9 protein-coding genes are annotated in these 12,509 nt (G+C 73.3%); 3 read left to right on the top strand and 6 right to left on the bottom strand.

Features of this window, described 5'->3' with window-relative positions:
* The first annotated feature begins 2 nt into the window (after positions 1-2).
* A complete protein-coding gene (tpg, locus tag ACZ4Z2_RS22235; protein ID WP_468078370.1) occupies positions 3-560 on the top strand; it encodes a telomere-protecting terminal protein Tpg in 558 nt (185 codons plus the stop codon).
* Between the two features lie 159 nt (positions 561-719).
* Positions 720-2,768, top strand: a complete 2,049-nt coding sequence (locus ACZ4Z2_RS22230) for a calcium-binding protein (RefSeq protein WP_468078369.1) — start codon at positions 720-722, stop codon at positions 2,766-2,768.
* An 86-nt stretch (positions 2,769-2,854) separates the two neighbouring features.
* Here ACZ4Z2_RS22230 and ACZ4Z2_RS22225 read toward each other — a convergent pair whose 3' ends face one another.
* On the bottom strand, positions 2,855-4,171 hold the full coding sequence (locus ACZ4Z2_RS22225) for a ferredoxin reductase family protein (RefSeq protein WP_468078368.1): 1,317 nt from the start codon (positions 4,169-4,171) through the stop codon (positions 2,855-2,857).
* Positions 4,172-4,496: 325 nt separating this feature from the next.
* On the opposite strand from ACZ4Z2_RS22225, the gene ACZ4Z2_RS22220 reads away from it, so the two are divergent.
* Complete coding sequence (locus ACZ4Z2_RS22220; RefSeq protein WP_468078367.1) at positions 4,497-5,603, top strand: LacI family DNA-binding transcriptional regulator; 1,107 nt, start codon at positions 4,497-4,499, stop codon at positions 5,601-5,603.
* An 88-nt stretch (positions 5,604-5,691) separates the two neighbouring features.
* Here the strand turns inward: ACZ4Z2_RS22220 and ACZ4Z2_RS22215 are convergent, their stop codons facing one another.
* The 5 genes from ACZ4Z2_RS22215 to ACZ4Z2_RS22195 form a co-directional block, all read right to left on the bottom strand.
* Positions 5,692-6,276 carry a DUF5825 family protein gene (locus ACZ4Z2_RS22215; protein ID WP_468078366.1) on the bottom strand — a complete coding sequence of 195 codons (585 nt, stop codon included), beginning with the start codon at positions 6,274-6,276 and terminating at the stop codon, positions 5,692-5,694.
* Between the two features lie 172 nt (positions 6,277-6,448).
* Positions 6,449-8,413, bottom strand: coding sequence for a RiPP maturation radical SAM C-methyltransferase (locus ACZ4Z2_RS22210; protein ID WP_468078365.1), 1,965 nt, complete (start codon positions 8,411-8,413; stop codon positions 6,449-6,451).
* Positions 8,414-8,567: 154 nt separating this feature from the next.
* Positions 8,568-8,690 carry a hypothetical protein gene (locus tag ACZ4Z2_RS22205; RefSeq protein ID WP_257234620.1) on the bottom strand — a complete coding sequence of 41 codons (123 nt, stop codon included), beginning with the start codon at positions 8,688-8,690 and terminating at the stop codon, positions 8,568-8,570.
* Between the two features lie 54 nt (positions 8,691-8,744).
* Positions 8,745-10,634, bottom strand: a complete 1,890-nt coding sequence (locus ACZ4Z2_RS22200) for a S9 family peptidase (RefSeq protein WP_468078364.1) — start codon at positions 10,632-10,634, stop codon at positions 8,745-8,747.
* Complete coding sequence (locus ACZ4Z2_RS22195) at positions 10,631-12,109, bottom strand: MFS transporter (protein ID WP_468078363.1); 1,479 nt, start codon at positions 12,107-12,109, stop codon at positions 10,631-10,633. The genes ACZ4Z2_RS22200 and ACZ4Z2_RS22195 overlap by 4 nt, the downstream gene beginning before the upstream one ends.
* Between the last annotated feature and the right edge of the window lie 400 nt (positions 12,110-12,509).

Genomic DNA, 12,509 nt, shown 5'->3' with positions numbered 1-12,509 from the left:
CCATGCCGGAGTCGGTCGGGGCCGGTCTGGACCGTGCTCTGGAGGGGGCCTTCACCCGCCCCGTCCCCAAGTCGGCGCAGGCGCGGATGCGCTACCTGGTCAGGCAGTTGAAGGGCACGAAAGCCGTCGCCGAACTGCTCGGGGTGTCGCAGCGCACGGTCGAGCGGTACGTCGCCGGGAAGCTCAAGCGTCCCCGCAAGGACCTCGCCGACCGGCTGGAGCGCGAGGTCAGGAAGCGCTGGCAGCCGCAGGTGCGGGCCCGGGCCAAGCAGAAGGCGGCCTCCACCGACGGCCTGGTCCTGTCCACCCGTGCCCGGTTCGGCTTCACCGCCGCGCCGGGCACCACCGACGACGCCCGGGTCCGCGACATCACCCAGGCCCTGCCCCCGCACTGGGCGGCCCGCCTGTTCACCGCCCGGGACCAGGGCGCCACCGAACAGCAACTCCAGCGCATCACCGCCGACGGACTGGCCGAGACGTACTTCCGCGCCGGGGACACCCGCGCCCACGGCCTCGACGTACGGTTCACGGACGTGGAGCGCGTCGACATCGACCTGTGAGAGGCAGACCGCCCCCGATCGGTGCGACGGCCCTGCTCGAAGCCGTTCGCTGCCGTGCCGTGCCCCGGCTCACCCGCGCGGATGGATTCCTGCGCCCGGTGGGCGCAACGCCGCCCGTGGTGGCTGTCGCTGTCTGCGACCGCCGCCAGGCTGTCGCGCATGTCCACACCTCAACTGCGTCCGGCGGGGCGGCGGTACGGTGAACGCCGCCGCCGGTTCCCGGCGGTCAGGGCCGGTGCCGTCACGGCGACCGTCCTGGCGCTCGTCCTGGCCCTCCCCGGCACCGCGGCCGCGGCACCCGGCGACCTGGATCCCACCTTCAGCGGCGACGGCAAGGCACTCACCGGCTTCGCCGACGACGATCGCGCCCACGATGTGGCCGTACAGGCCGACGGGAGGATCGTCTCCGTCGGTTCGTCCGCCGACTACTCGCTGACGGAGGGCCGCTTCGCGCTCACCCGCCACAACGCCGACGGCACCCTCGACCCCACCTTCGGGGACGGCGGCCTCGTGACGACCCCCGTCAACAACATGGACCCGGACCTCCAGTGGAGCGAGGCCCAGGCCGTGGCACTGCAACCCGACGGGAGGATCGTCGTGGTGGGCAGCAGCTGGCGGGGCTGGGAGAACTGCTGCTGGTTCACGGTCGCCCGCTACCAGGCCGACGGCACCCTCGACGCGTCCTTCGGTGACGGCGACGGCAGGGTGTTCACCGACTTCGGGGGCCCCGACGAGGCCCGCGACGTGGCCGTGCAACCCGACGGCAAGATCGTGGTCGCCGGTACCAGCGGCGGCCGGGTCGCGCTGGCCCGCTACAACGCCGACGGCTCCCCGGACACGGCCTTCGGCGGCGGCGACGGCTCCGTGACCACCGACCCGGCACCGAACCTCGACGAGGGCGGCGACGGCAGCGCCCTGGCGCTCCAGCCCGACGGCAAGATCGTCGTCGGCGGCCAGGTCGGGACGACCCGTTTCGACTTCGCCGTCCTGCGCTACACCGCGAGCGGCGCCCTGGACACCACCTTCAGCGGCGACGGCATCGAGCGCACCGACTTCGGCGACTACGAGTCCGTCCACGGCCTCGCGGTCCAGCCCGACGGAAAGATCGTCGCCGCGGGCGGGAGCGGCGGCAGGTTCGCCCTGGCCCGCTACACCACGGGCGGCACCCTCGACACCAGCTTCGACGGCGACGGCAGGGTGCTCACCCCCGGCGGGGGCGGAGCCTCGGGGCTGGCGCTGCAACCGGGCGACGGCCGCATCGTCGTCGCCGGGAGCAACGGGCCCGGCGGCGACTTCGCCGTCCTGCGCTACAACCCCGACGGCAGCCAGGACAGCGGCTTCGGTACCGGGGGCGTGGCGACGGCGGACTTCGGCGGTGGCGACGCGGCCCAGGGCCTCGCCCTCCAGCCGGACGGGAAGATCGTCGCCGCGGGCTGGGGCGGACCCGACAACGACTTCGCCCTGGCCCGCTTCGAAGGCGGCGGCAGCGCCCCGCCGCCCACCGGTGTGGACCTGGCGGTCACCAAGTCCGGCCCGACCACGGTCAGCATCGGCGACCGGGCCACCTACACGGTGCGGGTGACCAACACCAGCACCACGACCTCCGCCACCGGCGTCGCCCTGTCCGACACCCTCAGCGGTGTCGCCGTCACCGTCGTCTCGGCGACCGCCGGCCAGGGGACCTGCACCACCACCGCGGGCGGCGCGAACTGTTCCCTCGGCACCCTCGCCCCGCAAGCGAGCGTCACCGTCACGGTCGCCGCCGAACCCCGCGCCACCGGCACCCTCACCGACCGCGCCACGGTCACCGCCACACAGACCGACCCCGCGTCCGGCAACAACACCGCGACGGCGGCCACCACGGTCAACAACGCACGAGGCTGCACCCGCGTCGGCACCAGCGGCAACGACACCATCACCGGCACCTCCGGCAACGACGTGATCTGCGCCCTCGGCGGCGACGACACCGTGAACGCGGGCTCCGGCAACGACACGGTCCACGGCGGTCACGGCAACGACCGCCTCGACGGCGGCTTCGGCGACGACACCCTCAACGGAGGCCCCGGCAACGACAACCTGATCGGCAACTACGGCACCGACAACCTGAACACCGTCGACAGCGTCCAGGGCAACGACACCGCCAACGGCGGCCCCAACACGGACACCTGCACCACGGACCCGGGCGACACCCGCCTCAGCTGCCCCTGACCCACCCGGCCCAAGTGACCCACGGCGGAGCGCCGTGGCCCGCCTCCCGGCGGCCACGGCGCTCCGTTCGCACATCCACCGACCCGTCAGGCCAGCCCGAACCGCTCGGCGTGCACCTGCCGCGAGGGAACCTCCAGCGCGCGCAGCGAGCCGAGCACGGCCGTTGTCATCGTCGGCGGACCACACACGTACACGTCACGTTCGGCCACGTCGGGCACGAGGGCCCGCAGGTTCTCCGGCGCGAACGGCGGGCTGCCCGCCGCGGTGCGGCCGGTGAGCAGATGCAGCCGCCCGCCGAGGTCGCCCACCAGCATGCGGACCTCGTCGGCCAGCACGGCGTCGTCCGCACTGCGCACCCGGTAGAGGACGACGACATCGCCGGCCGCTTCCTCCTCCAGCAGGGCGCGCACCGGCGTGATCCCCACCCCGCCCGCGATCAGCAGCGCTCCCGGACGCGTCCGGTGCAACGACGTGAACGCCCCGTACGGCCCCTCGACGAACGCGCGGCTCCCGACGGGTATGTGCCGCAGTCCGGCGCTGGCGCCGCCGACCGCCTTGGCGGTCAGCCGCAGCGTACGGCCGTCGGGCGCCGCCGACAGCGAGAACGGGTTGGCGAGCCACCAGTGGTTGTGCCCGGGGAACCGCCAGATGCAGAACTGCCCCGCCCGGGCCGGCAGTTTGTCGAGGTGACGGCCGGTGACGTGCACCGAGACCACGTCGTCCGACTCCGGCACCACGGCCGTCACCTCGAAGCGGTGGTAGGCGTTGCGCCACAGCGGCATCACGATCCGCCCGGTCACCAGCGCGCCGAACGCGAACAGCCACAGGGCCGACCAGTAGAACGTCGCGAACGCGGAGGACTTGAACGTCGTCGTCTCCTGCAGTTGGTGGACGAACGCCAGCCCCAGCGCCACGTACAACAGCAGGTGCAGGCCGTGCCACATCTCGTACCGCAGGCGCCGCCGGATCCGGCGGGCGGAGACCGCGGCGATCACGACGACGATCGCCGCGGCCAGCATCCCGAGCAGCGAGGCAGGGACACCGGCCAGGGCGAAGAACGTCTTCGGCATCGACGTGTCACTGAGCCGCGCGTAGCCCAGCACCACCAGCACGGCGTGGGTGAGGAGGGTCCACAGCAGGGTGAAGCCGACCCAACGGTGCCACACCGTCAGCCGGTCCATGCCGATGCGACGGTCGAGCCACGGCAGCCGGGCCACCAGCAGCAACTGGAACAGCATCAGCACGGCGGCTTGCAGACCGAAGAACTTGGCGACCGTGAGCACCCCGTTCTTGCCGGTCCCGGCGGTGAGGAACAGGGCCTCGACGATCACCACGTTGACGATGACGAACGTCCACAGCGCCCAGCGCGCCGCTGTGACCGGAGGTATGGTGCTCCGCCGCACCTGTGAGATCGTCGCCTCCACCGCTTCCCCTTTGGTTCATGTGAGGTACTCGTGCCCGGCGCACGGCGAAACCGCGGTGCCCCGAGCGTCCTAACCTGATACAGCCGCGATCACGGCACAATCCGGAACTTGACGTAATCGAAAGCTTTACGTGGCCCGCGCGCCCCGGCTCACCCGCGGGGGAGGAGCCAGGGCACCCCGGCGCGCCCTCGGACATGGGGCACCGACTCACTCCTCACCCTGCGGCCGATCCGGCCGCCCGTGGCCGGTACGCTGAGTGATTAATGTCTTAATCACAAGCCGTGACAGGGCAGTTGAGGTAGAGATGACGAGCTCGCGGGTCTGGCGGCGTCCCACCCTCGGTGCCGTGGCCGCACGGGCCGGGGTGTCCACGGCCACGGTGTCCAACGCCCTCAACGGCACCGGACGGCTGTCGGAGGCCACCAGGCAGCGCGTGCTCACCGCGGCGCGCGAACTCGGCCACGCCCAGGCCACCACGGCCCGTGCGCTGGCCCGCGGCAGCACGGGAGTGCTCGGTCTGACGGCCACGGCCTACGGCGACCTGCCCGTCTCGTACACCGAGATCCCCTACTACGCGCAGCTGACGCTGAGCGCGATGGCGGCGGCGCACGAGCGCGGCTACATGCTGATGGTGTTGCCGAACTCCCTCTCCCCGTGGATGTGGCTCACCATGCCGATGGACGGCGTCATCCACGTCGAGCCCCGCGCCGAGGACCCCGTGTGTTCCCTCCTGCGCGAGCGCGGCATCCCCATGGTCACCGATGGCCGGCCGCCCCGGCCGCACTGGAACGACGCGTGGGTGGACACCGACCACGAAACCGCGATGCGCCTCCTCCTCGACCACCTCACCGAGGCCGGCGCCCGGCGCATCGCGCTCACGCTGCCCCTCCACGACGACGGGTACCCGCGCCTGCTCGGCCGGGCCTACGCCTCCTGGTGCGCCGAGCACGACATGCCCGCCCTCGTGGAGGAGTACGCGCTGCCCGACTACTTCACGACGGAACGGGAGGCGGTCGGCCGGCTCCTCGACCGCGATCCCCGCCCGGACGCCGTCATCGGCGTCTACTCCGACTCCGGGCACAACATCCTCGCCGCCGCCCGGCACCACGGCCTGCGGGTACCCCGCGACCTGCTGGTGGCCTGCGTCAGCGAGGACCCCGACTACGCCACGACGACACCGCCCCTCACCACCGTCAGTCTCCGCCCGGACCGGCTGGGCGTCGAAGCGGTCGACCTGCTGATCTCCCTCATCAACGCCGGCGGCGGGGTGAACCGCCACCGGCTCGTCGAGCCGGTCCTGATCCCCCGCCGCTCCACCCGCCGCCCCCGGCCGACGGCCCGGCGAGGGGAAGCGGCCGGAGTGAGCCGGGGGCAGCTGCCCATGGAGGCGAGTTCGACGGGGGAGCGGTAGTCGGCCGAGACCCGGCGGGCGCAGTCGGCCGAAACCCGGCGGGCTGGGGACCGCGAGCTCCGGCGCTCGGGGTGGGGCGACGTTCGGCTCAGACGGCCATCGCCTCCTGGAGCCATCGCGACACCCGGTACGGCAGCCACCAGGCCAGCTCGTCGACCCGCAGGACGAGGTGCTCGGAGGAGAACTCGTCCAGGATGTCCGCGGGTACGTCCGTGTGGTGCCGGCCGCGGTCCAGCCCGGCGACGGCCTCCGCGTAGCGCGGCTCGTCGGCGGTGAACCGCCGCAGGTCCCCCCAGCGCCGGTCGCGGATCTGCAGGAACCCCGGTCCCTGACGCCACACCAGCTTGCAGAGGTAGTGCCGGGTCCGCCAGGCGTGGAGTGCGGCGTCGGCGTCGGCGGGCCCGGTGAGCGTGCGGGGCGGCTGCAGATGGGACAGGACCTTCCACAGGTGGTCCGCGCGGTCCGGCGGCAGGACCAGGTCCCAGTCGACCTGTACGGCACGGGCCGTCAGGTCCCGGACCAGGCTCAGCCGGTCGATCGCCGCGCGCGCGGCGTCCGGCCCCGGAGCGGAGAGGTCCACGGGGACGTCGAGTTCGACGAGGCGCGCGCCGAGGGACCACAAGGTCCTCGCGTCGTCGGGGTCGGCCGCGAGCGGGACACGGCCCAGGGACATGCCCGGCAGCGAACGGGCCTGCGTGTCGTGGTCTCGCCATGCGCGAACGGTCGGGGGCGGGGCGGGTGTCGGGGCCGGTGTAGGAATCGGTGCGCTTACGGGCATGCTCGGTCCTTGTCGGTGTCCGTGGCAGGGAACGGGGCGGGGCGGGGCGAAGGGCGGGGCGGTGTGATCAGGGCAGCGCGGGGGACGGGACGGCGGACGCCGTGGTCGCACGGTCCTCGTCGGGTTCGGTGGCCGACCGGGTGTGGACGTGGCGCATGTAGTCGAGACGCAGCAGGTCCTGGTTCACCGAGGCGGGCGCGATATGGACGTACTGGCCTGCGTCGGTGAAGGCCACGCCCTTCTCGGTCCACTCCTCCAGCAACTCCCGCACGTCCTCCGGGGTACGGTCGCCGAACTCCGGGTCGGCGGTGAGCTTGCGGTGCAGTGCCTTGGGGGAGTGCGGCTGGTCCAGCAGGCGGAAGGCGGCGACGGCGAACGGGTCGGTGAGCCGCAGGGTCCGCCAGGCGAAGGAGTGCCGCCGGCTGACGAGGACGATCTCGTCGCCCAGGTCGGTGTGGGTGAGCCGGGCGTCCGTGTGGTGCTTCTTCCACGCGCCGAGGGCGTCGTTGAGCCGGTTCACGGTCGCCGAGCCGATTCCGCGCTCGGGTGCCTGGAAGACATAGGCCAGATCGTGCAGTTCCTCTTCCGGCAGGTCGTAGGTGAACAGGTAGTGCTCTTCCGGCCGCAGACCGGTGAAGCCCAGCTCGGGCCGGTTGAAGTAGGGGCTGAACCGTTCGATCGCGATCCGGGCGGACAGGTCGACCGGAGGGTTGAGGTGTTCGAGCGCGGGAAGCTGCCGGATCACCGGCTCGTAGTCCTCCGCGGTCTCACCCGGGAAACCGTGCAGGTAGTTCCAGGACACGGAGAGGCCCGTCTCCGCCGCGTCCCGGAGCATCCGCACGTTCTGGCAGCCGCTGACGCCCTTGTCCATGAGGTCGAGGACCCGGCTGTTGAGGCTCTCGATGCCGGGCTGGACGTAGATGAGGCCGGCGTCGGCGAGCACCTGGAGCTGGGGGCGGCGCATGTTGGCCTTGATCTCGATGTGCATGCGCAGGTCGTAACCGCTGTCGATGATCCGGGGCAGCACGGTGGACAGGTACCGCATGTCCAGGATGTTGTCGACGACGTACATGTCGAGGACCCGGTGGCGCTCCGCCAGCTCCATGATCTCCCGGTAGAAGGTGTCCGGGCTCTTGCTGCGGAACTGCATGAACGAACCGTTCAGGCCGCAGAACGTGCAGTGGTGCTTCTCGCCCCACCAGCAGCCCCGGGCCCCCTCGACCACGAGCTTCGGCTCCACCCAGTTGCGGGCCACGGACGCGGCGAGGCGTTCGAAGTAGCCGCTGTAGTCGGGGGGAAGGATCGCCGCCGGGGGCAGGGGGCCGGTGGGCATCGGGTTGGCGACGGAGGTGCCGCCGTCGGCGCGGTGGCACAGCCCCGGGATGTCCGCGAACGCGGTGGCCGGGGCGTCCGGCGCCTGCCGCAGGGCCTGGAGCAGACGGGGGAACGCGTCCTCGCCCTCGCCGCGCACCACGAAGTCGACGAAGGGGAAGTTGCGGTGGACGGCCGCACCCTGTTCCGCGTCGCAGTTGGCGCCGCCCATGACCGTGACGATGCCCGGGGCGAGCCGTTTGATGTGCCGGGCCGCGGCCAGGGCCGCCGTGTTCTGCTGGAAGGTGGAGGTGAGGCCCACGACGTCGGGCGCGAGATCGGCCACCCGGCGCGCGATCTCCTCCACGAACTCCGGGACGATCTCGTGCAGTTGCTTGCTCATACGCATCCGCGAGGCGCGCAGCCTGCCGGTCATCACCTCGGTGAACTCGGCCGTCTTCCACGCCGGATCGTCGTACAGGGCACTGGAGAACACCCAGTCGCCGCAGCCCAGGAAGTACGAGGACAGCGCGAAGTACTCGTAGTCCTCGGCGGAGAACTCGGTGCGCTCGGTGATCCAGTCGGTGAACTCCAGGTTGGCGTGCAGCACCTCGCACGTCGCGCCCGGGACACGTTCGTCGACGCTGCGCTTGAGGATGCCCAGGGCCAGGGACGGCAGATCGATGGGCGACCAGGGCATGCTGAGCAGGAGGACACGCACAGTCGGCTCCTCGGAGGGACGGGACGACGGGGCAGGAGAAGGGCCGGTGGAACGGCGGGCAGGAGAAGAGCCGGCTGCGGCCGGACAACGGGCTGAGGGGGGCCGGAGGACGAGCCCGGCCGGCCCCGGTTCCACGGGGCCGGCCGGGTGAGGATCACTCCTCGTCGCCGCCCTCGTCCGCGTTGCGGAACGGGATGGTGATGGTGATGCCGATACCCGGCTTGCGGTTCTCCTCGTCGCCCGCGAGCGGGTCGTTGTGGATGATGTCCTTCTGCACGGTTGCCTCCTCGGTGATGTGAAGTGGTGCTGTGCGTCCGGCCCCGCTGGTGGCTCAGCGGGGCCGGGTTCCCCCCGTTGGCGCGGGGGGACGTCCGGTGGCGCGGTGCGCCGGGTCGGGAAGCCGGTCGCGCAGGAAGCCCAGGGCACGACGCAGGACGGCGACGTGCGCCGCGCCGTCGTAGCCGTCGTGCCCGGTGTCCAGCCACATGGCGTCGTACGGGACGCCCGCGGCCGCCAACGCGTCGAGATAGCCGCGGATCTGGCCCGGAGGGCACTTGTCGTCGTGCGTGGCACCGACGACGAGCAGGGGCGCGGAGACCTTCGCCGCGTAGGTGATCGGTGAGCTGGCCGCGTACCGCTCCGGAACCTCGTCCGGGCTGCCGCCGAACAGCTTGATGTCCAGGGCGCGCAGCGCCGGGGTGGTGGCGCGGTGCGCGGCGACCCAGTCGGCGACCGGTTTGACGGCGACGCCGGCCTGCCACAGCCCGGGACGTGAGCCGAGCGCGAGCAGGACGAGATAGGCGCCCCAGGACACCCCCCACAATGCACACGCGCCATCGGCGATCAGACCGGCGGAGACCAGGTCGGCGCGGACGGCGGCCAGGTCCTCCACCTGGGTGTGGCCCACCCCGGAGGAGAAGTCCCGCCGCCAGCGGGGCCCGTAGCCGGTGGAGCCGCGGTAGTTGACGCGGACCACGGCGTAGCCCGAGGCGACCAGCGAGTGCACGGTCGCGTCGTAGGCGTCCCGGTCGTGGTCGGCGGGCCCGCCGTGCACGAGGAACACGGCCGGGGGCGGCGTCCGGCCCTCCGTCCGGTCCACCGCCAGGGGAAGGCTCAGCAGACTGTGCACGCGTCCCCACCCGGTGGGAGTCCACCGGTCGGTGTGGTGACCGGGGACCACCGTGGACGGGGCGGAGGGAGGCAGCGCGAGCGGTAGGGCACCGGAGGGCGCCGAACCGGCCACCGTTCCCGGCGCCGACGGCTCCACCGCTCCCGGCATCGACGGGTCCGTCGTCGCAGGCGTCCTGCGCAGGACCGGCGGGTGTGCGGTGTCGGTCCACAGGTGGTCGACGGCCCCACCGGGGCGGGGCGCCGCGTCCAGCAGACTGCCGACCGGGGCCGGTACGACGGTCCGCCGCCGGGCGTCCAGATCCACGCGGTGCAGCAGGGAGCGGCCGTGCCGGTCCTGCCGCACCAGCACCGTCCGGGACTCCGGGTACCAGCGGGCGGTGATCTCCGTGTCGAAGGAGCACCAGGAGTGGGTGCGCAGTCCTCGGCCCGGTGCCCAGGTGGCGGGCGCGTACCGGTCGCCGAGATCCCGCACCAGCAGGAGTTCGGTGTGTCCGGGACGGGGTGAGAAGCCCTGGCACCACAGCCGGCCGGCCGGGCGGCCGGGGCCGGGCAGTTCGGCGACGAGCCGTCCGTCCCGGGTGAGGACGGTGACGGCCGCGGCGTCGTCGGCCGACGACGCCAGCGCGATCAGGGCACCGTCCGCACTGATCCCGCCCAGCCGGCAGGCCCGGCGTGTGCGCACCACCTCGCGCGCGACGCGGCCGCGTCGCCCGACGAGCACCGCCGTCTCCTGCCCCCGGCCGAACGCCGCCGCGGTCACGCCGTCCGCGGTCACGGCCAGCCCCCGCGGCTGTCCCGGCGGCGCGCCGGGCAGTCCCGGTAACCGGGGGCCGCCGTCGAAGTGCTGGAACCACCAGCGGCCCCGCCCGGCCGTGTCCTCCTCGAACCACCACACGTGACCGTCGGCGTCGATGGCCCGGTGGAACGTGCCGCCCGCGCTGTCGGTGACCTGCCGGGCCCGGCCGGTCGCACCGTCCCAGGTGAACACCTCGCAGCGCCCGTCGGCGTCCGCGGTGAACACCATGCGGTGCGGGGCGGTCGGGCACACGTCGGGCAGCGCGGTCACGAACACCTGGTAGGGGCCGGTCATGGGCGACGCTCCGCAGGCGTGCCGGCCGGCCGGCCGACCCCGCCCGCGCCCGAGGCCACGAGGGAACGCAGCACCTGCGGCGCCATCCGGTGCGTACGGACCGCGAGCAGCGCCAGGACCACGGCGCAGACCGCCGCGGGGAGCCGCGAACCGCCCCAGGTCACCAGGGCGGCCGCGACCGCGGGCGCCCCGGCGGCCGTCACGGCGGTGGCGGCTCCGAGTACGGCCCCGGTCCGCGACTGCAGCCCCGGCGGCACGGCGAGGACGGCCGCCGTGCCCAGGACCACGGTGATCACCGGCAACACCAGGCAGACGGCGGCGAAGCACACACCCCACAGCCACGGGCCTCCGGCCGCGCTCAGCGCGACGCACGGGGGCAGGAGCAGCCAGGTGGCCGAGGTCAGCGACCGCCGGGCCCCGAGCCGTCGCACCACGCGAGGTGCCAGCAGCGAGCCGACGAGACCGGCCGCGCCGGACACGGCCAGCACGCCGCCCGTCGCGGCACCGCCCGCGCCCGGGCCCAGGACGAACACCGCCGTGTAGAACAGCAGGGTCAGGCCCCCGCTCGCGACGGACGTCCACCACAGCACCAGCCGCAGCACGGGGGAGCGGAGCACCACCGTCAGACCGGCCCGCAGGGTGCCGGTGAACGCCGGCCGCCACGATCGAGCGCTGTCCCCGGGCTCGCCCGGCGGGGCCGCGTCGGCGTCCGGTGCCGTCGGTGAGGTCCTCGCGTCCGGCGCGTTCAACGGCGTCCGGAGGGCCAGCACGCCGAGTGCCGCCACCGCGTAGGAGACCGCGTCGACCACGAACGGCAGGGAGCGGCTCACTCCGAACAGGGCGCCGCCCAGCGCCGGTCCGGCCACCAGCGCGGCCTGATCGCCCGCCTGTACGTTGGCCACGGCCCGCGGCATGTCGTCCGGTGGAGCCAGCAGGGCCAGGGCGCCGCGCGCGGCCGTCTCGTACGCCGTCGCGCACAGCCGCTCCGTGAAAGCCAGGACCAGCAGGACCCACAACGGCGGGTGCCGCAGGCACGACAGGGCCAGTCCCGCCATCGCCACCGCCGCGATCACAGCCGCTGCGGTCATGACGCGGCGCCGGTACCCCCGGTCCGCCGGCAGGGCGACCAGCGGGCCGAGCGCCACCCCGGCCAGAGCGGCGGCGCTCGCGAACACGCCGACGACTCCGGGCCCGTGCCCCAGGTCCAGGAGCAGCAGCGGGAACACCAGCCCCGACGCCTGACTGCCGAGCCCGTCGACGGCGTTGACGCACCAGAACACGGCGAGGTCGCGCCTGGCGCGCGTGCGCCCCGCGCTGCCCTGGACGGCCCCGGGCGCGGAGGGCCGGGCGACCGGCGCCGACGACTCGCCGTCGACAGGACGACGTGTGCGGAACGCGTCGATGGTCCTCCACCCCCCTTGCCGCGCTGCGTCGCGCGCCCCGCCCGCCACGTGGAACGCATGCGACATGCGCATGCCAATGCAGGGGAGATGCGCCGACATCGGTGTTGATGCGTGAAAAATGTGCAGGAAGTGCGAAAGCGAGCAGGAGCCTAATCATCCCCGCCGAGCCCGAACAAGGGTCCTGGCGCCGTCCGGGCTCGGGTCGACGGGCCGGAATCAGCCGCCGCTTGAGCCGGGCGGTGCGGTGCCTGCCGTTCCGCTTGTACTGATCTGTCCGGCCGATCGCGCTCGACCGGGACGGCCTCGACACGTTGCGGTCGTGCATCGAGAGGGGGTTGGCCCCCCTCGGTCCTCGCACTGTGCGGAGCGGGGCCGTTGCGGCGCGCAACAACGGGGCGGCCCGCGTCCATGACTCGGGGCTCGGTGCGCGCCCGGCGCGCGCTCGGCGCCCAGGACGTGAACGCGCTTGCCC

It is taken from the genome of Streptomyces sp. NPDC030183 (genome assembly GCF_055573455.1).
The sequence above is the reverse complement of the archived record's forward strand: the minus strand, read 5'-3'. Positions and strand labels throughout refer to the sequence as shown.